Origin of the sequence: Clostridium sp. DMHC 10 (assembly GCF_001270375.1) — a bacterium.
Classification (GTDB): Bacteria; Bacillota; Clostridia; order Clostridiales; family Clostridiaceae; genus Clostridium_S; species Clostridium_S guangxiense.
The window spans coordinates 1913285-1935204 of record NZ_LGVB01000015.1; the positions used below are offsets into that span (position 1 = coordinate 1913285).

General features: G+C 32.2%; 30 protein-coding genes, 2 pseudogenes and 1 riboswitch. Of the genes and pseudogenes, 21 read left to right on the top strand and 11 right to left on the bottom strand.

From position 1 onward, the window contains the following. Nucleotides 1–12: 12 nt before the first annotated feature. From AGR56_RS20290 to AGR56_RS11290, 5 genes are read right to left on the bottom strand one after another with little or no spacing between them, the layout of a single operon-like run. Nucleotides 13–183, bottom strand: coding sequence for a hypothetical protein (locus tag AGR56_RS20290; RefSeq protein ID WP_157055745.1), 171 nt, complete (start codon nucleotides 181–183; stop codon nucleotides 13–15). Nucleotides 184–198: 15 nt separating this feature from the next. Next, a complete protein-coding gene (locus AGR56_RS11275; RefSeq protein WP_053242321.1) occupies nucleotides 199–1191 on the bottom strand; it encodes an ABC transporter substrate-binding protein in 993 nt (330 codons plus the stop codon). A gap of 31 nt (nucleotides 1192–1222) precedes the next feature. Further along, the gene (locus tag AGR56_RS11280) at nucleotides 1223–1984 is read right to left on the bottom strand and encodes an ABC transporter ATP-binding protein (protein ID WP_053242322.1); all 762 of its coding nucleotides are present in this window, start codon (nucleotides 1982–1984) and stop codon (nucleotides 1223–1225) included. Beyond that, nucleotides 1978–2712: an ABC transporter permease subunit gene (locus tag AGR56_RS11285; RefSeq protein WP_053242323.1), complete on the bottom strand. Its 735-nt coding sequence runs from the start codon at nucleotides 2710–2712 to the stop codon at nucleotides 1978–1980. The genes AGR56_RS11280 and AGR56_RS11285 overlap by 7 nt, the downstream gene beginning before the upstream one ends. 13 nt (nucleotides 2713–2725) lie before the next feature. Continuing rightward, nucleotides 2726–2926 (bottom strand): hypothetical protein, encoded by a 201-nt coding sequence (locus tag AGR56_RS11290; RefSeq protein ID WP_053242324.1) that lies wholly within the window; start codon nucleotides 2924–2926, stop codon nucleotides 2726–2728. Between the two features lie 377 nt (nucleotides 2927–3303). After that, nucleotides 3304–3575, top strand: a riboswitch (cobalamin riboswitch). A gap of 185 nt (nucleotides 3576–3760) precedes the next feature. Here AGR56_RS11290 and cobT point away from each other — a divergent pair. The 21 genes and pseudogenes from cobT (at nucleotide 3761) to cobK (ending at nucleotide 18932) form a co-directional block, all read left to right on the top strand. Further along, nucleotides 3761–4822 (top strand): nicotinate-nucleotide--dimethylbenzimidazole phosphoribosyltransferase, encoded by a 1062-nt coding sequence (cobT, locus tag AGR56_RS11295; RefSeq protein ID WP_053242325.1) that lies wholly within the window; start codon nucleotides 3761–3763, stop codon nucleotides 4820–4822. A 1-nt stretch (nucleotide 4823) separates the two neighbouring features. Next, nucleotides 4824–5354: a bifunctional adenosylcobinamide kinase/adenosylcobinamide-phosphate guanylyltransferase gene (gene cobU / locus AGR56_RS11300; RefSeq protein WP_053242326.1), complete on the top strand. Its 531-nt coding sequence runs from the start codon at nucleotides 4824–4826 to the stop codon at nucleotides 5352–5354. Then, nucleotides 5351–6096: pseudogene (gene cobS, locus AGR56_RS19545) on the top strand (adenosylcobinamide-GDP ribazoletransferase). The gene cobU and the pseudogene cobS overlap by 4 nt, the downstream one beginning before the upstream one ends. Further along, nucleotides 6087–6665, top strand: coding sequence for a histidine phosphatase family protein (locus AGR56_RS11315; protein ID WP_053242329.1), 579 nt, complete (start codon nucleotides 6087–6089; stop codon nucleotides 6663–6665). Before cobS ends, AGR56_RS11315 begins: the two are co-directional and overlap by 10 nt. A 13-nt stretch (nucleotides 6666–6678) precedes the next feature. Next, the gene (locus tag AGR56_RS20295; RefSeq protein ID WP_157055746.1) at nucleotides 6679–6846 is read left to right on the top strand and encodes a hypothetical protein; all 168 of its coding nucleotides are present in this window, start codon (nucleotides 6679–6681) and stop codon (nucleotides 6844–6846) included. Next, nucleotides 6821–7594, top strand: coding sequence for a sirohydrochlorin cobaltochelatase (locus tag AGR56_RS11320; protein WP_053242330.1), 774 nt, complete (start codon nucleotides 6821–6823; stop codon nucleotides 7592–7594). Before AGR56_RS20295 ends, AGR56_RS11320 begins: the two co-directional genes overlap by 26 nt. 12 nt (nucleotides 7595–7606) lie before the next feature. Beyond that, nucleotides 7607–9067 (top strand): cobyric acid synthase, encoded by a 1461-nt coding sequence (locus tag AGR56_RS11325; RefSeq protein ID WP_053242331.1) that lies wholly within the window; start codon nucleotides 7607–7609, stop codon nucleotides 9065–9067. Continuing rightward, the gene (gene cbiB, locus AGR56_RS11330; RefSeq protein WP_053242332.1) at nucleotides 9064–10017 is read left to right on the top strand and encodes an adenosylcobinamide-phosphate synthase CbiB; all 954 of its coding nucleotides are present in this window, start codon (nucleotides 9064–9066) and stop codon (nucleotides 10015–10017) included. The genes AGR56_RS11325 and cbiB overlap by 4 nt, the downstream gene beginning before the upstream one ends. Continuing rightward, complete coding sequence (locus AGR56_RS11335; RefSeq protein WP_053242333.1) at nucleotides 10001–11041, top strand: histidinol-phosphate transaminase; 1041 nt, start codon at nucleotides 10001–10003, stop codon at nucleotides 11039–11041. Before cbiB ends, AGR56_RS11335 begins: the two co-directional genes overlap by 17 nt. Continuing rightward, nucleotides 11038–12369 carry a cobyrinate a,c-diamide synthase gene (locus AGR56_RS11340; RefSeq protein ID WP_053242334.1) on the top strand — a complete coding sequence of 444 codons (1332 nt, stop codon included), beginning with the start codon at nucleotides 11038–11040 and terminating at the stop codon, nucleotides 12367–12369. Before AGR56_RS11335 ends, AGR56_RS11340 begins: the two co-directional genes overlap by 4 nt. Further along, on the top strand, nucleotides 12357–12980 hold the full coding sequence (locus tag AGR56_RS11345) for a precorrin-8X methylmutase (protein ID WP_242851561.1): 624 nt from the start codon (nucleotides 12357–12359) through the stop codon (nucleotides 12978–12980). The genes AGR56_RS11340 and AGR56_RS11345 overlap by 13 nt, the downstream gene beginning before the upstream one ends. Further along, on the top strand, nucleotides 12977–13903 hold the full coding sequence (gene cbiD / locus AGR56_RS11350) for a cobalt-precorrin-5B (C(1))-methyltransferase CbiD (protein WP_242851415.1): 927 nt from the start codon (nucleotides 12977–12979) through the stop codon (nucleotides 13901–13903). Before AGR56_RS11345 ends, cbiD begins: the two co-directional genes overlap by 4 nt. Then, nucleotides 13860–14042 (top strand): hypothetical protein, encoded by a 183-nt coding sequence (locus tag AGR56_RS21840; RefSeq protein ID WP_242851416.1) that lies wholly within the window; start codon nucleotides 13860–13862, stop codon nucleotides 14040–14042. Before cbiD ends, AGR56_RS21840 begins: the two co-directional genes overlap by 44 nt. A 2-nt stretch (nucleotides 14043–14044) precedes the next feature. After that, the gene (gene cbiE / locus AGR56_RS11355) at nucleotides 14045–14506 is read left to right on the top strand and encodes a precorrin-6y C5,15-methyltransferase (decarboxylating) subunit CbiE (protein WP_053242335.1); all 462 of its coding nucleotides are present in this window, start codon (nucleotides 14045–14047) and stop codon (nucleotides 14504–14506) included. 2 nt (nucleotides 14507–14508) lie between these two features. Next, nucleotides 14509–14640, top strand: coding sequence for a hypothetical protein (locus tag AGR56_RS22815; RefSeq protein WP_278279618.1), 132 nt, complete (start codon nucleotides 14509–14511; stop codon nucleotides 14638–14640). Beyond that, nucleotides 14627–15178 carry a precorrin-6Y C5,15-methyltransferase (decarboxylating) subunit CbiT gene (cbiT, locus tag AGR56_RS11360; protein ID WP_053242336.1) on the top strand — a complete coding sequence of 184 codons (552 nt, stop codon included), beginning with the start codon at nucleotides 14627–14629 and terminating at the stop codon, nucleotides 15176–15178. The genes AGR56_RS22815 and cbiT overlap by 14 nt, the downstream gene beginning before the upstream one ends. Then, nucleotides 15175–15834, top strand: coding sequence for a precorrin-2 C(20)-methyltransferase (locus AGR56_RS11365; RefSeq protein ID WP_053242337.1), 660 nt, complete (start codon nucleotides 15175–15177; stop codon nucleotides 15832–15834). The genes cbiT and AGR56_RS11365 overlap by 4 nt, the downstream gene beginning before the upstream one ends. Further along, entirely contained in the window at nucleotides 15827–16582 is a 756-nt protein-coding gene (cobM, locus tag AGR56_RS11370; protein ID WP_053242338.1) for a precorrin-4 C(11)-methyltransferase, read from the top strand. Before AGR56_RS11365 ends, cobM begins: the two co-directional genes overlap by 8 nt. A gap of 3 nt (nucleotides 16583–16585) precedes the next feature. Then, nucleotides 16586–17551 carry a cobalt-precorrin 5A hydrolase gene (cbiG, locus tag AGR56_RS11375; protein WP_053242339.1) on the top strand — a complete coding sequence of 322 codons (966 nt, stop codon included), beginning with the start codon at nucleotides 16586–16588 and terminating at the stop codon, nucleotides 17549–17551. Then, a complete protein-coding gene (gene cobJ, locus AGR56_RS11380) occupies nucleotides 17533–18252 on the top strand; it encodes a precorrin-3B C(17)-methyltransferase (RefSeq protein ID WP_053242340.1) in 720 nt (239 codons plus the stop codon). The genes cbiG and cobJ overlap by 19 nt, the downstream gene beginning before the upstream one ends. After that, nucleotides 18249–18932: a precorrin-6A reductase gene (cobK, locus tag AGR56_RS11385; protein WP_053242341.1), complete on the top strand. Its 684-nt coding sequence runs from the start codon at nucleotides 18249–18251 to the stop codon at nucleotides 18930–18932. The genes cobJ and cobK overlap by 4 nt, the downstream gene beginning before the upstream one ends. Before the next feature lie 185 nt (nucleotides 18933–19117). Here the strand turns inward: cobK and AGR56_RS11390 are convergent, their stop codons facing one another. From AGR56_RS11390 to AGR56_RS11415, 6 genes and pseudogenes are all read right to left on the bottom strand, one after another. After that, nucleotides 19118–19615 carry an alpha-amylase family glycosyl hydrolase gene (locus AGR56_RS11390; RefSeq protein WP_053242342.1) on the bottom strand — a complete coding sequence of 166 codons (498 nt, stop codon included), beginning with the start codon at nucleotides 19613–19615 and terminating at the stop codon, nucleotides 19118–19120. A 19-nt stretch (nucleotides 19616–19634) separates the two neighbouring features. Next, nucleotides 19635–20090: an alpha-amylase family glycosyl hydrolase gene (locus AGR56_RS22820; protein WP_084756974.1), complete on the bottom strand. Its 456-nt coding sequence runs from the start codon at nucleotides 20088–20090 to the stop codon at nucleotides 19635–19637. Continuing rightward, nucleotides 20075–20476, bottom strand: a pseudogene (locus tag AGR56_RS22825) (alpha-amylase family glycosyl hydrolase); the annotation flags it as partial. The gene AGR56_RS22820 and the pseudogene AGR56_RS22825, both read right to left, overlap by 16 nt. Nucleotides 20477–20508: 32 nt before the next feature. Continuing rightward, nucleotides 20509–20814 carry an alpha amylase N-terminal ig-like domain-containing protein gene (locus AGR56_RS11405; RefSeq protein WP_053242345.1) on the bottom strand — a complete coding sequence of 102 codons (306 nt, stop codon included), beginning with the start codon at nucleotides 20812–20814 and terminating at the stop codon, nucleotides 20509–20511. 112 nt (nucleotides 20815–20926) lie between these two features. Next, complete coding sequence (locus AGR56_RS11410; protein WP_157055749.1) at nucleotides 20927–21205, bottom strand: hypothetical protein; 279 nt, start codon at nucleotides 21203–21205, stop codon at nucleotides 20927–20929. A gap of 222 nt (nucleotides 21206–21427) precedes the next feature. Next, complete coding sequence (locus AGR56_RS11415) at nucleotides 21428–21841, bottom strand: LacI family DNA-binding transcriptional regulator (RefSeq protein WP_053242347.1); 414 nt, start codon at nucleotides 21839–21841, stop codon at nucleotides 21428–21430. Nucleotides 21842–21920 lie beyond the last annotated feature (79 nt).

The following is a 21920-nucleotide window of genomic DNA, read 5'->3' on the forward strand; positions in this document are numbered from 1 at the left end:
TTTTTTATGGTTTTAATTACAGCAAGATCCTGTACCAGTTTTGTTTTTACTTTGAATAACTGAATTTTGAACATTTGAACGTGATTTATTTTTCATTGAGGTATATGCATACAAACTAGCACTTGCCAGCAAAACAACTGCTGCTATAATTGAAATTATAATAATAGATTTTTTCTTATTCATATTTTTTCCGGCTTTCTACTCAATGAAGGTATCTTTTACGAGTTTGTCTATATCTGTGTTTGAATCAAGTATATTCTGCTTCTTCATTGCTTTTAAGGTATTTGTAAAGTCTTGCTTTGCTTTCTTTTTATCTGCAATAAATTCATAATTGCTAATCAATTTGCTATTTTCGAGTTCATCTCCACTACTTACATACTTTTTATCTACGGTTATCTTAGCAGCTTCTTCAGGGTGTTTTTCAACCCAGGCTGTAGCTTCTGCCCATGCATCGGTTATTTCTTTTGCAACTTCAGGATGTTTTTTTGCAAGAGTTCCATTTACCCCTGTATAGCAGCAATAAGTATCCTTAGCAGTATTTTTAACATTATTGTTACCAAATATCTTTCTTGCTTTTCCTGAGTTTACTGCCAATGCACCATAAGGGTCCCAAGCTCCAAAGGCATCTATTTCACCTTTTGAGAGTGCTTGCGCAAGTTGAGCTTGTGGGTATACTCTCCAATCTACGTCTTTCTTTGCATCTATTCCGTATTTACCTAGTTCAATTGATAAAAGTACCATTGGAACACCACCAATAGCATCTATTCCGATTTTTTTACCTTTTAAATCTTTAACTGATTTTATTGAAGAATTTACAGGAACTACAGCTTCAATACATCCTGTATGAATTCCATTTGTAAGTTTTATATTGAGGCCTTGTTGAATTGATTTAAACATTCCAGCAGAAATTTGTGCACCATCTATTTTACCTGATGCAATTCCTTCCTTAAGTGTTTCTGCATTTATATTTACAATTTTAGGTGATAAACCATGTTTTTTAAATATACCTTTTTCAATTCCGATATATAGTGGTGCTTCACATGTACCATTGTAAGTTCCAAGAGTAACTTCTGTTAATCCACTATTAGTTTTCTTTAATGTAGATTTGTTATTGCCACATCCGGCAAGTAATATAGCAGTAACCGCTACAATTGACAATATACTTGTCGCTCTAATAAATCCTTTTTTCATTGCAATTTCCCCTAAATATTTATATTAATTTTTATTCAGTAAAATTTAATATATCTAATATTTTTTTCTTTGATTCTATGAATTCATTACTTTCTCTTTTTCTATTTCTTTCAATATCTATATTGACGATCTCTTCAATTTGACCTGGATGTGGTGACATTACCACAACTCTATCACTCAGATATATTGCTTCTTCTACATCATGAGTTACTAAAATCATAGTGTTTTTTCTTTCTTTCCATATTCTTAAAAGTTCATTTTGCATATGGATACGAGTGAAAGCATCTAATGCTCCTAGAGGTTCATCCAAAAGAAGAACTTTAGGATTATTAACCAATGCCCTTGCTATAGCAACACGTTGAGCCATTCCACCAGACAGCTGATGAGGATATGCTTTTTCAAATCCATCTAATTTTACAAGTTTTATATATTTAGGTATTTCATTTTTTCTTTCCTTATATATTTTTCTTGCTACTAGACCGGTTGCAATATTATCATGTACATTAAGCCACGGAAATAAGGTTGGATCTTGAAATACAAATCCTCTTTCATAACCAGGTCCGTCAATTTTTTCACCATCTAATTTTACGATGCCTTCTGTAGATTTTTGAAGTCCAGCTATTATTCTAAGTAAAGTTGATTTTCCGCATCCGCTTGGACCTACAATAGATACAAATTCTCCTGATTTAATACTTAAGTTTATATTTTTTAGAGCAACTGTATCATTATTGTTATGGTCAGTAAAATTACATCTTATATTTTCTATTTCTATATTGCCTAAATTGTTTACCATTTAATTAACCCTCTCTGCCATATTAATACTTTGTCTCTAACTTTAAATAGTAATGTTATAATTGTTGAGAATATTAGAGACATAACCACGAGACTAGCATATACTTTGCTGTATTCAGCCCATCCTTGTGCCCAGTTGATGTACCAGCCAAGTCCAGCCTTTACTCCTAGCATTTCAGCAACAACAAGTGTTACAAATGACATTCCAAGTCCCATGAAAAGACCTATAAAAATATTTGGTAGTGCTGCTGGGATGGCAACTTTAAATATAAGATATCTTTCTCCAGCACCAAGTGTTTGTGCAACCTCAAAGTATGACTTCCTAACATTTGCAACTCCTGAGCTTGTCATTACAGTTACAGGAAACCATACTGCAAGTGCTAATATGAAGATACTAGCTGTAAAGGTTGTTGGAAATATGGTCATAGCAATTGGAATCCAGGCAGTAGCTGGTATAGGTCCAATAATTTTTTGAAGTGGCGATAACCAATAGTTTAATTTTTTATTCCATCCAATCATAACGCCAGTTATAAGCCCTAAAATTGCGCCAACAAGAAAACCAACTGCAAGTAGTCTTAAAGAGTAGAGTGCACTTACTAAAATCCTATTCCAATCAGTTATAATTGCATCAATTACTTGGCCAGGAGCTGGAAAGTACGGAAGCGGTAAAATTGCAAGCTTTGATGTTAGTATTTCCCAGAAAGATAGTATTAAAATTAAGACTGACATTATTGGAGCCTTTTCATTTAATTTGGTAAACACTTTTTTTATTAATTAATGAAATTATATTTATAATTACAAATACTACTAAAAGTATTATAAGAAAAGGAATCCAAAATTTAGTTCCATATGCTGTAAGTCCATCAGGAACTAATTTACTTATACAAATAGCTATTATGGCTGATACTATCGGCATAATATTTTTTAAAATTGTTTTTTTCATTTATATCCCTCTTTTCAGTTTAAAAATAAAATTTTTAAGTCAATCAATATGTAAACATACTAAAATAATAAGAATAATAGGTATAAACAGCATGTTAACATTTTATTCACAATCTGTCAATTAAGTCATAAAATCAAATTAACTTATATTGAACTTTTTATAATAAAATTTTAAATTAAAACATAATATTCATATTAAATTGATAGGAAAATAACTGTAAAAATAATTAAATTTATACTAATGGACAAATTATTTATTATAGGACTGTCGCACTAAATATAAAAAATTGCAAACTAATTAAAGTGAAAAAAAGAGCATTAGTTTTATTGATGGTGTATTGAAATTAAATAAAATTTGTAGTAACATTTAAACTATAATTGAATACGGTGGTTTTAGGTATTTTTATTTAAAAGGGAAAGTGGTGAAAATCCGCTGCAGCCCCCGCTACTGTATACGGGAACAAATCCATAATTGCCACTGGCATTTTATATAATTTTAATTAGTAATTCATTAGTCGTTCTTATAAAATTTTGAAGTTTCTAAGAATTTTGTGAGAAATAAATAATTTACTTTAAAATTTATATAGCTGGGAAGGTTGGAGGAGAATGATCCGTGAGTCAGGAGACCTGCCTAAAATAACAGTATTGCCTCGGAGGGAGGTATAGTACTATGGTAAAGCGATGAGAAGCTTAATTTTAATGGATTAAAATATAAATTTGTATTGAAATACTTTACCATATATAAAAAGGCTCATTTTATATGAGTTTAGTTTTGTGTACGAAAACTCCGAGAATATCGGGGTTTTATTTTTTGTTTTAGGAGGTTTGGTCAAGTATGAAAAAATTTAAGCAGTGCCTTGCTTCAATAGCACCTGCAGATGTAGAAAAAGAAAAATTAGCAATGAGAAGAATAGATAATTTATCTAAACCAATTGGAAGCTTAGGAACACTTGAAAATATAGTTTCAAGAATAACGGGGATAACAGGGAACTTTAATTACGAAATAAAAAAGAAAAATATCATAGTAATGTGTGCAGATAATGGAGTCGTAGAAGAAGGCGTAAGTACATGTCCTAAAAGCAGTACAGCAGTACTTACAAGTAATTTAACTACAGGTGATACTGGAGTTGTAATTTTATCTAAATTTACAAATACAGAAGTGACAGTTGTGGATATAGGTGTGGATGCGGTGTTCAACAATCCTAAGATTATAAATAAAAAAGTAGCCATGGGAACAAAGAATATTTCAAAGGGACCAGCTATGACTAGTGGACAAGCTATTCAGGCTATTGAAGCTGGTATAGAAATTGTGGACGAGCTTTGTAAAAATGGCTGTGCTATTTTTGGAACAGGTGAAATGGGTATAGGAAATACTACAACTAGCGCAGCAGTTTTAAGTGTGCTTTCAAGTTTATCTGTTGATACAGTAACAGGAAAAGGGGCAGGATTAACAGAAGAGCAATTTGAAAATAAGAAGAAGGTAATTAGAGAGGCCATTTTAGTAAATTCTCCAGATAAAAAGGATATTATAGATGTACTGTCAAAGGTCGGTGGTTTTGATATTGCGGGGCTATGTGGATGTTTTCTTGGTGCTGCAAAGAATAAAAAACCCATAGTAATAGATGGGTTTATATCTGCTGCCGCCGCTTTATGCGCTGTGAGGCTTAATAAATATTCTAAGGACTACATGTTTGCCTCACATTTGTCTGATGAACCTGGAGCAAAATACATGATGAGGGAAATTGGACTAGAACCAATGCTTAATTTACACATGAGACTTGGAGAAGGTTCTGGATGTCCACTTGCCTTTCAAATAATTGAAGCTGCCCTTTATACATTAAATAATATGCCTACTTTGAACAAGCCTCTATTAATTCAAAGGATTATGTGGATATAAGATGATAACTTTGGTTACAGGAGGAGCAAGGAGTGGAAAGAGCTCCTTTGCAGAAGGATTTTATAAAGACAAAAAAGATGTAGTGTATATTGCAACCTCAAGGGCAGAGGATGTTGAAATGAAAGAAAGAGTTAAAAAACATAAAAAATCACGACCTGATTATTGGAGAACTTATGAAGGAACCTATGATATAGCAAAGGCTGTTGAGAGAGAAGAAAATTATATTTTGGACTGTTTAACAGTACTTACCTCAAACGTTATGTTTGATATGTCAGGAACTTTGGAGAGAATAGACAGCGGGCTTGAAAAAGACATAGAAGATAGAATTGTAGAAATAATTGAGAATTTTGTTAAAAAAGCCAAAGATAGAAATGTTGTTATAGTAACAAATGAAGTTGGGAGTTCTATAGTTCCTGAAAATCATATAGCAAGGGTTTTTAGAGATATTGCAGGAAGGGTAAATCAAAGAGTTGCAGCACTTTGCAATGAAGTATATGTAGTTTTTTGTGGAGTGAGCCTTAAAATAAAATGATAAAGGGACTTATTGCAGCACTTCAGTTTTTAACTAGAATTCCCATAAATATACCTGTAGATTTTAACAGTAAAAATCTTTCAAAATCGACTTTTTTCTTTCCGTATGTAGGGATGCTAATAGGTTTAATTTCAGGGGCAGTAGGCCTATTTATGAACTTTATAGGCGGTAGTGAAGTAGGTGCAGCCTTTGTAGTTCTCTCTCTGGTTATTGTTACAGGAGGGCTTCACATAGATGGTCTTTCAGATACCTCTGATGGTTTTTTTCAGCAAGGAAGAAAGATAGAATACTTGAAATAATGAAGGACAGCAGAACAGGCACCTTTGGAGTTATTGCTGTTGTTATGGATTTGCTGCTTAAATTTGTGATTATATCAAGGCTTAATTCATCAATATTTTTACCTGCTGTGGTACTAGCTTCGGGAAATGCTAGGCTTACAGTAGTTATGCTTATGAGCTATACAAAGAATGCTAGACCTGGTGGAATGGGAAGCATGTTTTCAGATGGAAAGCCAAAAAAATATTTTTGTTTTGGGCTTATAACTTATTTGGCGGTTTTAGTTTTTGCTTTTAGCTATAAATTTTTACTGCCTTTAGCAGCAGCTTTTACAGCGTCGGGACTTATAACTTTAAAAGCCTATAAAACTATAGGTGGACTTACGGGAGATGTGTATGGAGCAAATATAGAAATATGTGAAATAGTTAGTTTACTAGCTTTTATGGTGGTGCAGTCATGGATATAGTTTTTACGAGACATGGAAAATCAGAAGGAAATGAAAAAGAGGTATATCATGGAAGATTGGACTTGCCATTAACCTCCGAGGGAAAGAAGGAAGCTATCAAAGCAGCAAATTTAATTGAAAATATTCAATTCGATGAAGTCTATATAAGTTCACTTGAAAGAGCTAGGGAAACTGCAAAACTTCTTGGGTTAAGTGGAAAAAGCGATGATAGAATCTTGGAAAGAAATTTTGGAATTTTTGAAAATTTGAGCTATGACGAAATTTTGAAAGCTTATCCAAAAGAAGCACAAAAGTGGAATAATGATTTTGTAAATTACAGAATACCACAGGGTGAAAGTTTAAAGGATGTATATAAAAGGACCAAGGCTTTTATAAAAGATATGTCTTTAAAGAAAGGTAAAGTATTAGTAGTTACACATGATGGGGTTATAAGGTGTGCACTATCATCAGTTTTTAATGCTCCAGAATACTTTTTCAAATTTAAAATAGATTACTTAAAATTAACACAGCTTTCAATAGAAGAAGGTTACAGCTATATAAAAGCCGTAAATTCTATAAATGTATATTAAATGGAGGCAAAAAATGCCAAAGAAACTTAAAGATAAAAAGCTCATAGAGGATTGTTATTTAGAGAAACCTATGAGAAAAGGATATTTAAAAAAGGACCCTTCAGTGCCTAAAAATAAAGAAGAACTTTTTAAAATGATAAATGGAGGACAGAAAATTGAAAAGAGCTGTACTAGTTGTTAGTTTTGGAACAACCTATGAAGACACCAGAAAGCTTACTATAGAAGCTGTAGAAAATAGGATAAAAAATGAATACAGTGACTATGAGGTTAGAAGAGCATTTACTTCTAAAGTTGTCATAAAGGTACTTAAAAATAGAGATGGAATATTTGTTGATACACCGCAGGGGGCTCTTAAAAAGCTCTATAGGGAGGGATATGAAAAAGTATTTATTCAACCACTCCATTTAATTCCTGGAAGTGAATATAACAATTTAAAATCAATAGTTGAAGAATTTCAGGGAAAAGAATTGTTTAATGAAATTGACCTCGGGACTCCTGCTATATATAAACGTGAAGATTATGAATTGTTAATAGAAGCAGTAAAGGACCTTATAGAGAAAAATAAAACCTTAGTCTTTATGGGACATGGGTCTTATCACTACTCAAATGCATGTTATTCAGAGCTTCAAATGTCTTTAATAGACAGAGGCTACAAAAATGTATTCATAGGTACAGTAGAAGGGTATCCATCTATAGAAAATGTTATGAAATGGATTGAAGAAAACAACATAAAAGAGGTAACTCTTGCTCCTTTTATGTTAGTTGCTGGCAATCATGCAAAAAATGATATGTGTGGAGAGAATGAAAACTCCTGGAAAAGCATTTTAGAAAAGGCCGGTATAAAAGTTAATATTTATTTTCATGGCCTTGGAGAAAATCTTAAATTTCAGGAAATATACTTAAAGCATTTAAAGGAAATTATAGGATAGGTTGGTGATGAAATGTCAGGTATAATGGTACAGGGTACGGCCTCCTCTGTGGGAAAAAGTCTTATTTCAGCTGCCCTTTGCAGAATTTTTTATAAAGCTGGTTACAAAGTATGTCCATTTAAATCTCAAAATATGTCCCTTAATTCTTATGTTACTATGGAAGGACTTGAAATGGGACGAGCTCAAGTACTTCAGGCTGAAGCTGCTGGAATTGAGCCGGCAGCATATATGAATCCAATTCTTTTAAAACCAACCTCTGATAGGAAAAGTCAAGTTATTATAAATGGAAGGCCATATAAAACTATGGATGCAGTAGAGTATTTTGAATTTAAAACTACGTTAAAAAGTATGATAAAGGAGACTTACAGAAAAATTGAAAAGAAATTTGATTTTGTGGTTATAGAAGGTGCAGGTAGTCCAGCTGAAATAAATTTAAAGGATAATGACATTGTAAACATGGGCATGGCAGAAATTGCAGATGCTTCTGTGATTTTAGTTGCTGATATAGATAAAGGCGGAGTTTTTGCAGCTATATATGGGACTGTGATGCTTTTGGAAAAAAGTGAAAGGGAAAGAATTAAGGGAATAATAATAAATAAATTCAGAGGTGACAAGGCTATTCTTCAAAATGGAGTTGATATGATAGAAAAGCTTGTAAATATTCCTGTGGTTGGAATAATTCCTTATATGAATGTGAAGCTTGATGAGGAGGATGGAGCCTCAGAAATAAAAAGTGCTGTAGGTGGAGAAGTGCAAATATCAGTTATAAAGCTCCCAAGGATATCAAATTTTACGGATTTTGATGCTTTTAAATTTGATGAGGATGTGACAATAAACTTTATAACTTCGCCGATTGAAATAGGAGATGCAGACATGCTTATAATACCAGGAAGTAAAAATACCATAGAAGATTTAAGATGGCTAAAAGCTTCAGGCTTCGATGTGGCAATTAAAACCTTTAAAGGTATTGTATTTGGTATATGCGGTGGTTATCAAATTATGGGAAGTAGGATAATAGATGTTGAAGGCTGGGAAGTTGAAAGAGGAGAAGTTGAAGAGGGACTTTCAATTTTTGATACAGAAACTCGTTTTGAAGGGGAGAAGATAACTAAAAATGTTGAAGGTATGGCTTTGGACTGTAAGGTATATGGCTATGAAATACATTCAGGGAGAACAAGTGAGAATAAAAATCCTTTTGTAAATATAAAAAATAACACTGGAGAGACGGCTAATTATTTTGATGGTGATATGGCAGCTGATAAATACTATGGAACCTATCTTCATGGGATATTTGATTCAAATGAATTTAGAGGAAAAATATTAAATAAAATTAGGAAGATAAAAAATATAAAAGAAAAAACAAGTTTGGATTTAAGAGAAAAAAGAGAAGAAGAATTAAATAAACTTGAAAAAATTGTACGAGAAAACATTGACATTGAATATATGTACAAGCTTTTAGGAGAACAGATATGATAGATTTTTTATTGGCAGTAATATTAGATTTTTGTATTGGAGATCCGTATTTTCTTCCACATCCTATAAAACTTATGGGAAATGTAATAAGCTTTGAAGAAAAAAAAAAGGTGAGAAGTACAGCAAAAAATAATAATATGATGAAGCTTCTTGGAGGAATTGTAGTTATCATAAATTTGTTCTTAGCTTTCTTAATTCCTTTTTTAATGCTTAAAGTTTTGAAAAGCTACAGTTTAATCTATCATATTGTAAATACATATTTTTTATATACGTGTATTGCAGCAGGTTGTCTTCAAAGAGAGGGGATGAAGGTAGCTAAGGCATTTGAAAAGGGAATAGAAGAGGCTAGATATAGACTTTCCTTTATTGTAGGACGTGAAACTGGAAATTTAAGTGAAAGTGAAATAATAAGAGCAGATATAGAGACAATAGCAGAAAACACCTCTGATGGAGTTATAGCTCCAATGTTTTACGCAGCAATTGGAGGAGCACCTTTGGCTTTTTTATATAAAATGGTGAATACTATGGACTCTATGCTTGGGTACAAAAATGAAAAATATCTTTACATAGGGCATTTCCCAGCTAAAGCGGATGATGTTTTTAACTTAATACCAGCAAGGCTTACTGGAGTTTTGATGTGTCTTGGCTCTGTACTTAGATTTGATGTTTTAAATGGTTTAAAAGTGATGATAAGGGATAGAAAAAATCACAAAAGTCCAAATTGCGCTTATCCAGAAGGAGCGGCGGCAGGGCTTCTTGGAGTTCAGCTTGGAGGAGACAATGTCTATTTTGGTGAAATTATGAGGAAACCTAAAATAGGAGATAAGAAAAGAGAACTTGAACTTTTGGATATCAAAAAAACTATAGAAATAATGTATAGGGCAGAAATTTTATTTACAGCAGTGTACTTTATTGTATTAGGTGGTGTGTTTAATGTTTCATGGTGGTGATACCTTCACTTATAAAGATGAATTTCAGGGAAAAATAATTGATTACAGCAGTAATATAAATCCAATGGGGCCGCCTAAGGCACTTAAAATTGAGTTTTTAAAGGCTTATGATGAACTTGCATATTATCCAGATATTCAATATAGAGAACTTAGAAAAAATATCTCTAAATATCTAAAGTGCGATTATGAAGAAGTAATAATAGGCAGTGGGGCTATGGAAATCATAAGTAATATGTGTCTTTTGTTTGATAGAATTGCGGTCTTTGTTCCTTGCTTTGGAGAATACATTAAAAGACCTAAAATTTTAGGTAAAGAGGTTGTAAGGTTTAAATTTAATGAAGAATTTAAAGTAGATTGCGGAGAACTTGAAAAAAGTCTAATAAAAGGTGATTTGCTTATTTTGGGTAATCCTAACAACCCTACAGGTTTAAGAATAGAAAGGGAGGTTCTTTTAGAAATCTATAAGCTTGCTTATGAAAAAGGAGCATTTCTTCTTTTGGATGAAGCCTTTTATGAATTTTGTCCAGAAGACTATGATAGCATTGAGCTTTTTAGAGGAAAAGAAAAAGTGTGTATAGTAAGGGCGGCAACTAAGTTTTTTGGTCTTCCTGGTATACGTCTTGGCTATGCGCATGTAAGCGAAAGCTTTAGAAAAAAATATAAAGAAATAGAAAGCCCCTGGAGCGTAAATTCCTATGCAAATGCAGCAGGAAGAATAATATTTAAGGATAAAGCCTATATTAAAGAAACCAAAGAGGAGACAGAGAGAGAAAGGAACTATATGCTGCATGAACTTTCAGATATAAATTGGTTGAAACCTTTTAAAAGCCATACTAATTTTATATTGATAAAGCTTTTAAGTTGGGATGAGGATGAAGTGTTTAGTAAGCTCATTTCAAAAGGCTTTATGATTAGAAAGGCCTCAAGCTTTGAAGGACTTGATAAAACGTATATAAGGCTCGCAGTAAAGGACAGAAAAAGCAATGAAGGTTTAATAAAGGCTCTAAAGGAGATAAAAATATGAAAGGTATTATGATTACAGCGCCAGGCAGCGGCAGCGGGAAGACAATGATAACGCTTGGAATAACAAGAAGGCTCTTGAATATGGGAGTTGATGTATGCGGTTTTAAAATAGGACCAGATTATATAGATACTGCATATTTAAAGTTAGCCTCAAAAAAGGATGCTGGTAATCTGGATATTCACCTTCAAGGTAGAGTTGGAATGAAAACCTCTCTTTCCATGGCAGAAGGAGAAGCTGCAGTCATAGAAGGTGCTATGGGGTATTTTGATGGGATTTACAATACCTTTGACAATTCAAGTTATGACATGGCAAAAGAAATTAAAGTAAATGCAGTGCTTGTATACACACCAAAAGGTGAAATGTTTTCTGCTATTCCTAAAATAAAGGGAATGGCGGAATTTGAAAATTCAACTATTAAAGCTGTGATTTTAAATAAAACTCATGAAAAAATTTATAAAATGTTAAAGCCGCAAATAGAAAAATATACGGACTTAAAGGTGCTTGGTTATATACCTAAAATAGATGATGTGGAAATAAAAAGCAGGCATTTAGGGCTTGTACAAAGCATAGAAATAGAGGATTTAGAAGAGAAGATAAGTATTATGGAAGGCATAGTAGAGAAGAATATAGATATGGAGCTTTTGCTTAAACTTATGAAAAAGATGAAAATTGAAAAGAAAATTGACTGTGTTTATAAGTCAGATATAAAAGTTGCAGTGGCTTTGGATAAGGCATTTTCTTTTTATTATAATGAAAATTTAAAGCTTCTTGAGAGCTACTGTAAGGTTGAGTATTTTTCACCTTTGAGTGATAGAAAGCTTCCAGACTGTGACTTGTTATATCTTGGAGGAGGCTATCCGGAGATTTTTAGAAAAGAACTTTCTTTAAATAAAGCTATGTTAGGTGATGTAAAAAGCTATGCAGAAAGGGGTGGATGCATTTATGCTGAGTGTGGAGGTTTTATGTACCTTATGGGTTATATAGAGGAAAGCAAATTGGTAGGCATTTTTAAGGGGAAAAGCAGTCTAACAAATTCACTTCAAAGATTCGGTTATATAAATGTTGAACTAAAGGAAAGCTGCATGCTTGGAGAAAAAGGAGATACACTAACAGCCCATGAATTTCACAAATCAGTGACAGAAATAAACGAAAAGGCTGTGTTTAATATAAAAAAGACAATGGGAAGCGAGGATTGGGAATGTGGCTACCGATATAAAAATGTTCTTGCAGGGTATCCACACATAAGTTTCTTAGGTAATATGAAGGCTTTTAACAATATGCTTAAATTTGTAGAAAATGCAAAAAGGGAGGGAGAATTGTGTATATAAAAAATCCAGCGTTAATAGAGAAAGTGAGCATGGAAATAATAGATGAAGAGATAAAGAGAAGCAGCTTTAAAGAAGAGGAACTTCCCATCGTAAAAAGGATGATTCATACCACAGGGGATTTTGATTATAAAAATATAATTGATTTTAAAGGTGAAGCTGTAAAAGTTGGAGTGGAGCTTTTAAAAAGTGGAAATAAAATTTTTACGGATACTAGAATGGTTTGGTCTGGAATAAATAAAAAGGCATTAAAGAAGTCTAATTCTGAACTTTTATGCTATATAGATGATGAAAAAACTTCAAAAATGGCAAAGGACATGGAAACTACAAGGTCATCAGTTTGCGTAGATATTGCTGTATTAGAGAAAGCAGAAATTTTTGTGGTTGGAAATGCTCCAACTGCGCTTTTTAGACTTGGAGAGCTTATAACTGAAGGTAGAGCAAAACCTAAACTCATAATTGGAGTGCCTGTTGGTTTTGTTGGAGCAGCAGAAGCAAAAGAATATATAAGAAATTTTGATGTGCCAAGTATAACTACAATAGGAACAAAAGGAGGAAGTAATGTAGCAGCTTCTGTAGTAAATGCACTCTTGTACATGACGGTAGGAAGATGAAAGAATTTTATGTTGTAAAGGAAGGAAAAAGGCTTAGATGTGGCTATACTACTGGAAGCTGTAGTTCTGCAGCAGCTAAGGCGGCTGTAATTATGCTCATAGAAGGAAAAACAATAAAGAGTATCAAAATAGATACACCAGCTAATATACCTCTTGACCTTCAAGTTATGAAGCCTGTAATAAATAATTATTATGCAGAGTGCTGTATAGTAAAGGACAGTGGAGATGATCCGGATGTAACTGATGGAATAGAAATTTACGCAAGAGTTTCAAAGCGCTCTGATAATTTAATTGTCATAGATGGAGGAGAAGGTATAGGAAGAATTAAAAGAAAAGGTCTTTTTGGAAAAATAGGACAAGCTGCTATAAATCCCGTTCCAAGGAAAATGATAGAGGAGGAAATAAGAAAGGTAACGGATAAAGGTTTTGATGTTCTTATATATGCACCAATGGGAAAAATAATTTCTGAGAAAACCTTCAACAAAAATATAGGTATTGAAGGTGGAATATCTATAATAGGAACTTCTGGAATAGTGGAACCAATGTCTGAAAAGGCACTTTTAGATACAATATATCTTGAAATAGAGACTATATTTAATGATGGCTTTCATGAAATAATTTTATATCCAGGAAATTATGGAGAAAAAATGGTGAAGGCTTTAAAATTTAAAGGCAGAGGCGTTAAAATTTCAAATTATGTGGGAGATGCTCTTCTTTATTGTGTTTATAAGGGCTTTAAAAATATAACTCTTATTGGTCATATTGGAAAGTTCTCAAAGCTTTCTATTGGAGTTTTTAATACCCACAGCAAGGTTTGTGATGTTAGAATGGAAGCCTTTGTTTATTATCTTGCTCTTAGGGGAGCAAAAATTAGAAGTTTTGAAGAAAGTCAAGAATTGCATTACCACAGAGGAAGCTCTTGAAGTAGTTTATAAACATGGCTATAAAATTGCGATAGAGGATATGAAAAAGGGAATCGAGGACAGACTGCGTGGTTACATAAAAAATGAAGAAGTAAAATTAAAGATATATATGTATTCAATGAAATATGGGGTGCTTTGATTATGATAAGAGTTATTGGAATGGGACCTGGAAATATAAAGTACCTACCAACTTATGCCTTTGAAATAATAAAAAATTCAAAATGTTTGGCTGCTTTTGGGAGATTTTCGAGGGACATAGAAAAGCTTGGTTTAGAGGTTAAATGCATAGAAAATGTTGGTGAGATTTTAAATATTGCTAAAGAAGCTAGAAATTTAGATATATTAGCTTCTGGAGATCCTTTATTTTTTGGAATAGTTGATTATTTAAAAAGGAATGGTGTAATAATAGATGAAATTATACCGGGCATATCCTCTTTTCAATATATGATGGCAAAGCTTCAAAAAAACTGGCAGAATTTTAAGCTCATGAGCTTTCATGGTAGGGAAGAAAATTTAGAGAAGATATTAAAGAAAGGAACCTTTATTATACTGATGGATGAAAAAATACTCCTAAGGATATATCAAGCAAGCTTTATGCTTTAGGTGTGAGAGGAAAAATTTATGCGGGGTTTAACCTGTCTTACGATGATGAAAAAATAATAATCAGGAGTATTGGAGATGAGATTGAGGACGTTTCAAAGCTTTCTGTGGTGGTGGTAGAAAATGAAGTGGATTAAAGATGAGGAATTTTTAAGAGGAAAGGTTCCTATGACAAAATTTGAAGTTAGAATAGCAGCACTTGCAGTAATGGAGATATGTGAAGAAGATATTTTAGTTGATATAGGAGCAGGGACAGGTTCTATATCCATTCAAGCAGCGCTTTTTGGATCTAAGGTTTATGCTGTAGAGCAAAATGAAGAAGGAGTAAATTTGATTAAAGAAAATAACTTGAAATTTAATACAGAAATTAAAGTTATAGAAGGAAAAGCTCCAGAAAAGCTTTCGGAGGTAAGAAAATTTAACAAGGTATTTATAGGAGGAAGCAAGGGAAATTTAAAAGAAATTCTTAGTTATGTAAATGGGCATATAGAAAAAGGTGGAATTGTAGCAGCAAATTTTATAACTATGAATAACTTAAATACTTTTTTAAATTTTATAAGAGAAAATAGTTATGAAGATATAGTGGTAAAGTTAATTCAAGTATCATACATGGACAGGATGGGGCTTTTGAAGGCGAATAATCCTGTATTTTTAGTTAGGGGGAAAAAGCCGTGAAGAAAATATATGGAGTAGGAGTTGGACCGGGAGATAGAGAACTTATAACACTTAAAGGTTACAGGCTTATAAGAGAAGCTGAAGTTATATTTGTACCCAAAAGTAAAGGAGTAAGTACAGCACTTAAAATTGCAGAGGAATTTGTTTCAGATAAAAAAATAATAGAATTAGAATTTTCAATGGGAGAAGACAATAGCGAAAGCTACAAAAAAGCAGTAGAAATAATAAAAGAAACTTTAGGTGAAGTAGGAATATTTTTAACTCTAGGTGATCCAATGGTTTATAGTACCTTCATACATCTTTTAAGAGAGCTTGATAAAATTGGAGTTTATGCAGAGTCTATACCAGGAATAACCTCCTTTGGAGCAGCTTCAAATAGAACTAAAATTCCAATAGCAGTTAAAGGAGATAATTTTTATCTTTGTGATGGAAAAATTGATGAAAATATATTGGAAAAAAGTGACAGCATAGCGATACTTAAAACCTATAGAGATAAAGAAAAAATAATTTCAAAACTTGAAGAAAATAACTTTGAATATGCTTATGTAAAACGCTGTACTACAGAAAATGAAGCTATTTTATATGAAAAAGATAAAATTTTGGTAGATAAAGATTATTTGTCATTAATAGTTGGAAGGAGAAAAAGTAATGGTTAGTTTTATAGGAGCAGGTCCAGGAGATGTGGATTTAATAACTGTTAAAGGTAGAGAAAAGCTTGAAACTGCCGATGTAGTAATATATGCTGGTTCTCTTGTGGCAAAAGAGCATATGAATTTTTGTAAAGCAGAGGCAGAAATATTCAATAGTGCAAAAATGACACTTGAAGAGGTTATTGAAGTTATGAGGAAAGCTGATGCCTTGGGTAAAAAAGTTGTACGTCTTCATACAGGAGACCCAAGCATATATGGAGCTATAAAGGAGCAGATGGATAAACTTGCATATCTTGGAATTCAATTTGAGGTGGTGCCGGGAGTCAGTTCCTTTACAGCTAGTGCAGCAGCGATAAAAGGAGAATTTACACTGCCAGGAGTAAGTCAAACCGTTATAATAACAAGACTTGAAGGGAGAACTCAGGTACCAACCAGTGAAAGCTTGGAGCTTCTTGCAGCACATAAGACATCAATGGCGATATTTTTATCTGCACAAAGCATTGAAAGTGTAGTAGAAAAGCTGAAAATAGGATATGAAAGAGAAGATGTGCCAGTTGCAGTTGTGTACAAGGCAACCTGGAAAGAGGAAAAGATAATAATTGGAATTCTTTATGATATAGTGGATAAGGTTAAAAAAGCACAAATTAAAAATTTTGCCCAAATTCTTGTAGGAGATTTTATAAATGCGAATTATTATAGATCAAAGCTTTATGATCCTACCTTTACTCATGGCTTTAGAGAGGCTTCAAAATGAAAATTGCAGTTATTTTTTTTAACGGATAAAGGAGAAAAAATTGCAATTAAAATAAAAAAAGCTATGGAGAACGCTGTAATTTTTAAAGGTAAAACTGATATTAAAGATATTTTTGATGGATTTCAAGGAATAGTTTTTATATCAGCTGCAGGTATAGCTGTCAGACTTATTGCGCCATATATAAAATCTAAAACAGAGGATCCAGCTGTTGTGGTTATAGATGATATTGGCAGATTTTCAATAAGTCTTTTATCTGGACATTTAGGTGGTGCAAATGAACTTGCTCTTAAAATTTCAAAATTGATAAATGCTGAGGCGATAATAACGACAGCCTCGGACGGTAGAGGGATAGAAGCTCCAGATATTTTTGCAAAAAGATGTGGATTTTTAATTGAAGACATGGAAGCTTTAAAGAAATTAACCTCGATCATGGTTAATTGCGGAGCTATAGCTTTTAAGTCTGAAATGAAAAAAATGATAAATTACAGCAATATAGTGAAAGAAAATTATGATGGAGCTTTATATGTTACATCAAAGGAAAGAGTAGAGGAAGAAAAGCCATATTGTATTTTGAGACCTAAAAATTTGGTGGTTGGTGTAGGCTGCAAAAGGGGAAAGCCCATGGAGGAGATTTTAAGTTTGATAACCCAAATTTTTAATGATAATAACTTGAGTATGAAATCTATTGGGGCTATATGCAGCATGGATGTAAAGAAAAATGAAAAAGGGATAATTGATTTATGCAGTCAGCTTAAATGTGATTTTAAAACCTTTTCTATGGAAGAGATTAAAGCTGTTGAAGATAAATTTGACAAAAGTGATTTTGTGGCAGCTAAGGTTGGAGTTTCATCTGTTTGTGAGCCGGCAGCATATCTTGGCAGTGGAAAAATAATAGTTAAAAAAACTGCGCAAAAGGGAATTACAATTGCGGTTGGAAGGAGAGAAGAGCTATGGCAAAGCTTTATGTGATAGGAATAGGTCCAGGAAGTATAGAACATATGACTTTGATGGCATTAAAGGCAATAAAAAAATCACAGATTGTCGTTGGATATAGTTTTTATATAGATATTTTAAAGGATATACTTGAGGAAAAGAAGGTAATAAGTACAGGTATGAGAGAAGAGATTGAAAGGTGTAAAATTGCCATTGAAAAGGTTCGTGAAGGCTTTGACACTTCTATAATAAGCACAGGTGATGCAGGGCTCTATGGTATGGCAGGACCAATCTTGGAACTTGCTTCTGGAATTGAGGTAGAAGTAATTCCTGGGGTTACCAGTTCTTTTGCAGCAGCTTCAGAAATTGGTGCACCAATAATGCATGATTTTTGTACCATAAGTTTAAGTGATCTGTTAACGCCTTGTGAACTAATAGAAAAAAGAATAGAGTGCGCGGCAAAAGGTGATTTTGTAATAGCAATCTACAATCCAAGAAGCAAGGGACGTGAAGATTATTTAAAAAATGCAGTAGGTATAATTATGAAGTATAAAGATGCTGATACTCCTGTGGGAATAGTTAAAAATGCAGGAAGAGAAGGCAGGAAAAAGCTTATAACTACTCTTTCAAATATAAATTATGATTTTGTGGATATGAAAACCGTGGTTATTATAGGAAACAAAGAAACCTACATTAAAAATGGAAAAATTATAACTCCGAGAGGCTATAAAATATGATTTGGATAATTGGAGGAACTTCTGAAGCTGTTGAATTCGTAAAAAGGATAAGAGATAAGGAAAAATATGTAGTCACAGCGGCAACAGTGTCTGAAAGAGAATTTTTGGAGGATGAGCATTTAATAATAGGCAGAATGGATGAAAAGTCTATGGAGAAATTTATAACAGGTTACTCTATAGATACAGTTTTAGATATGTCTCATCCTTATGCTGTTGAGGTTACTAAAAATGCAAAAGAGGCTTCTAAAAAGTGCAAGGTAAAATACAAAAGGTATGAAAGACCTAAGACAAAAGTCAAATATAAAAATTGCATTTATGTAAATTCAGTGGAAGCTTGTATGGAATATTTGAAAAGCCTTGGAAAAATAAAAGGCAGTGTGTTTTTTACCACTGGCTCTAAAAATATAAAGGATTTTGAAACTATACGAGGTAATAATAGATTTATTTACAGAGTGCTTCCAGCAGTGGAAAGTATTAAGTTTTGCAGAGAAAGCAAGGTTAAAATGAAGGATATTATTGCAGTACTTGGGCCTTTTAGTGAAGAAATTAACATGGCTTTATTTAAGGAATATGCTGCAAAAATTGTAGTCATGAAGGACAGTGGGAAGCTAGGTGGAACAGTAGAAAAGTTAGAGGCTTGCAGGAAGCTTGATATTACTGGAATTGTAATTGAAAGATAAATAGAAAAATTTTTTCGCAATTGTTTATGATGGTGATTTATGTGATATATAGCAGTTTTTCTAATACATTATTTTATTAATTTTTTGTTGGAAAAAGACATAGTCTGTGTTTCTTCATAGAGTTTACACAGACCATGTTGTATTCTTGCAAGCTAATAATTAGGACGACAGTTTTTTTCTAAATTTTACTCAAGCTTCAATATGCATTTTTGGAAGGGAGACATATTAATAATTAATTTATTAGCTTCTAAATAATAGTTTGTATTATTATATAAATCCATCACTTTAGTGCCAGCAATATTTAGAACAATGCTTTTTTTAGCAGCGTTATTATTAAAAATATTTATTATATTCTCATCTGTTGTGAACCTTTTATATGCATAAACGTTGTCGCTTGCATATATAGTTTTGAATTCACCGTACTTTAAAGCGGCACTATTCTTTCTAATAGATATAAGTTTTTTATAATAATTAAAAAGTTCTTTATTTCCATTTTTAAAATCGATGGTTCTTCTGGAGTCAGGATCATTACCACCTGTTAATCCTAATTCATCCCCATAGTATACCATTGGTATTCCAATAGAAGTCATTTGAAAGAATACAGCCATTTTCAATGACTCTATATTTTCACCTGCTTCATAAAGAAATCTGCTAGTATCATGGCTGCCAATAAGATTTAGCATCTGGTTTCTTATTGGTTTTCTATATCGTGCAAAAAAGGTTATTTATATATGCATCAAATTCATTTATAGTGAAAGAGTTTTTAGCAAAATAATTTATTAAAGCATACATGAAAGGATAGTTCATTACAGAATCATACTGATCTCCATTGAGATAACTTTCAGCACCGTCCCATGCCTCGCCTATTATGAAGGCGTCTGGTTTAACACTTTTGATTTCTTCTCTAAATCTTCTCCAAAATTTATGGTCTATTTCATTGGCAACATCTAATCTCCAGCCATCAATATGAAATTCTTTGATCCAATATTTTGCTACGTTTATAGCATACTCTGCTGCTTCACTGCAAGCAGTATTAAACTTAGGCATATTTTTTGAAGAACCAAAGCACTCGTAGTTATTTTTATCCTTAAAGAGATACCAATTATAGTATTTAGAATTACTTCCTTTTTCGAGTACATCTTTAAAGGCAAAAAAAATTGATTGCTTGTATGATTGAACACAGCATCAAGAATAATTTTAATGTCTTTTTTATGACACTCATCTATTAAAGTTTTTAAGGTCTCTTTGTCACCAAAGCTTTTATCAATAGTATAGTAGTCAACAGTGTCATATTTATGATTGCTTGGTGATGAAAATATTGGGGTTAGATATATGCAATTAACACCTAATTTTTCAAGATAATCAAGTTTGTTTAATATTCCCTTAAGATTCCCACCATAAATATCGTTTGCTGTAGGTAGTTTGTACCAACTTTCATCAATTCCATCCTTGTAAAATCTATCTACAAATATTTCATATACTATCATATCTTTCCAATAATTATATCCCTTGTATATGTCTGCTTTACATATATATGCGAACATAAACAGCTGATTTCGCTCTTTTGGAGGATTATTTAAGAACCTTCCTTGAGATATATAACTTTTTCTTTACCAGATATAAGTTCGAAGTAATATCCTATTTTATTAAAGGAAGGGGTAATTTGAACTTCATAATAATCATACAAGTCATCAGTATAAGTAACATCCATTTCTTTTTTATACATTGTTATTTCTTTGACTGGCTCATATCGATCGCCATAGTATAAATTAACTTCATCCATATCACCTTTTTTAACTCTTATTTTTAAGATCAATGAATATTTGCCTATACTGTAGGCAAACGTGCTGTCACTCATGTGTAAAATTGCTTCTTTTAACATGTTTATTCCTCCTTATTAAGATGTTATTTTAAGCTCCAACTTCTATTTTGTGTTGTCAATATATTCTTGTTCTTTAAACTTAATCGTTTAAGTACATATTTTTAAGCAGATTTTACTCTGCTTGCAGTATGAGATATCTATTTCCCCTGTACTTTTGTTCTAAAAGTTCCTTCATTAATTCCACGGATTTTTCTGCTTTATTTAATATATTAAATTCAAGCAAGTTTATATCTTCAGGCAAAAAGTATGAGTCACCACACGTAGATATAACTGTAAGGTTTTTGTAATCAACATATCTTTCAGCTAGTAAGGCAACATATTCACTTATTACTATTCCCTTATTATCTTTCCTTGTTTTAAGAAAATTTTTTATACCTTCTTTAGATTCCATTATATATAAATTATGCTTTTTTTTATTGAAAGTATTAATTATGGAGTCCATAACTTTAGTACTATTAAATTTTTCAGTTATGAGATAAGCTTCTTTATCATTAATGTCTTCTAAGGCTTTATTTATAGTATACTGAAAATTTGGTAAAATTTTGTAAAATAGATTATCTTCTATAATACTATCTAGAATTATTATTGGAACGGTAAAATTTAATTAGAAATTTTATAAGAAAAATTTTTCATCAACGTCAATAACAAAAACAGCTTCAAGTTCTCTTTGCAAAATAATATTTAAATTTGGTTTATCTGAAGGAACATTAGTTATAAGTAAATGATAGCCTTGTTTATTAAGCAGTCTTTCAAGGGTATTTATATAACTACTGTAAAAGTTTTTTTTCCATGGTCCTTCGGTTTTATAATCTCGTACAACTATAACACCGATAAGTCCAGATTTTTTATTAACTAGAGAACGAGCATTTAAATTTGGAACATAGTTAAGTTCTTTTGCTATTTTAAATATTTTTTCTTTTGTTTCATCATTAATTTTTTCTTTTTCATTATTATTTAGTACATAAGACACAGTAGCTAAAGATACGTCTGCGCGTATTGCAATATCTTTCATAGTAACTTTTTTCATTTTTATCCCACCTGATGATACCTATTTTTATTACTTAAGCGTTTAAGTTAATTCCATTATAGCAGGTTCAATTTAATTT

Coding starts and splice junctions, on each gene's coding strand:
- AGR56_RS20290 (WP_157055745.1), bottom strand. CDS start 183: ATGAATAAGAAAAAATCTATTATTATAATTTCAATTATAGCAGCAGTT.
- AGR56_RS11275 (WP_053242321.1), bottom strand. CDS start 1,191: ATGAAAAAAGGATTTATTAGAGCGACAAGTATATTGTCAATTGTAGCG.
- AGR56_RS11280 (WP_053242322.1), bottom strand. CDS start 1,984: ATGGTAAACAATTTAGGCAATATAGAAATAGAAAATATAAGATGTAAT.
- AGR56_RS11285 (WP_053242323.1), bottom strand. CDS start 2,712: ATGTCAGTCTTAATTTTAATACTATCTTTCTGGGAAATACTAACATCA.
- AGR56_RS11290 (WP_053242324.1), bottom strand. CDS start 2,926: ATGAAAAAAACAATTTTAAAAAATATTATGCCGATAGTATCAGCCATA.
- cobT (WP_053242325.1), top strand. CDS start 3,761: ATGAAAAAATTTAAGCAGTGCCTTGCTTCAATAGCACCTGCAGATGTA.
- cobU (WP_053242326.1), top strand. CDS start 4,824: ATGATAACTTTGGTTACAGGAGGAGCAAGGAGTGGAAAGAGCTCCTTT.
- AGR56_RS11315 (WP_053242329.1), top strand. CDS start 6,087: ATGGATATAGTTTTTACGAGACATGGAAAATCAGAAGGAAATGAAAAA.
- AGR56_RS20295 (WP_157055746.1), top strand. CDS start 6,679: ATGCCAAAGAAACTTAAAGATAAAAAGCTCATAGAGGATTGTTATTTA.
- AGR56_RS11325 (WP_053242331.1), top strand. CDS start 7,607: ATGTCAGGTATAATGGTACAGGGTACGGCCTCCTCTGTGGGAAAAAGT.
- cbiB (WP_053242332.1), top strand. CDS start 9,064: ATGATAGATTTTTTATTGGCAGTAATATTAGATTTTTGTATTGGAGAT.
- AGR56_RS11335 (WP_053242333.1), top strand. CDS start 10,001: ATGTTTCATGGTGGTGATACCTTCACTTATAAAGATGAATTTCAGGGA.
- AGR56_RS11340 (WP_053242334.1), top strand. CDS start 11,038: ATGAAAGGTATTATGATTACAGCGCCAGGCAGCGGCAGCGGGAAGACA.
- cbiD (WP_242851415.1), top strand. CDS start 12,977: ATGAAAGAATTTTATGTTGTAAAGGAAGGAAAAAGGCTTAGATGTGGC.
- cbiE (WP_053242335.1), top strand. CDS start 14,045: ATGATAAGAGTTATTGGAATGGGACCTGGAAATATAAAGTACCTACCA.
- cbiT (WP_053242336.1), top strand. CDS start 14,627: ATGAAGTGGATTAAAGATGAGGAATTTTTAAGAGGAAAGGTTCCTATG.
- cobM (WP_053242338.1), top strand. CDS start 15,827: ATGGTTAGTTTTATAGGAGCAGGTCCAGGAGATGTGGATTTAATAACT.
- cobJ (WP_053242340.1), top strand. CDS start 17,533: ATGGCAAAGCTTTATGTGATAGGAATAGGTCCAGGAAGTATAGAACAT.
- cobK (WP_053242341.1), top strand. CDS start 18,249: ATGATTTGGATAATTGGAGGAACTTCTGAAGCTGTTGAATTCGTAAAA.
- AGR56_RS11390 (WP_053242342.1), bottom strand. CDS start 19,615: ATGCTAAATCTTATTGGCAGCCATGATACTAGCAGATTTCTTTATGAA.
- AGR56_RS11405 (WP_053242345.1), bottom strand. CDS start 20,814: ATGTTAAAAGAAGCAATTTTACACATGAGTGACAGCACGTTTGCCTAC.
- AGR56_RS11410 (WP_157055749.1), bottom strand. CDS start 21,205: ATGGAATCTAAAGAAGGTATAAAAAATTTTCTTAAAACAAGGAAAGAT.
- AGR56_RS11415 (WP_053242347.1), bottom strand. CDS start 21,841: ATGAAAAAAGTTACTATGAAAGATATTGCAATACGCGCAGACGTATCT.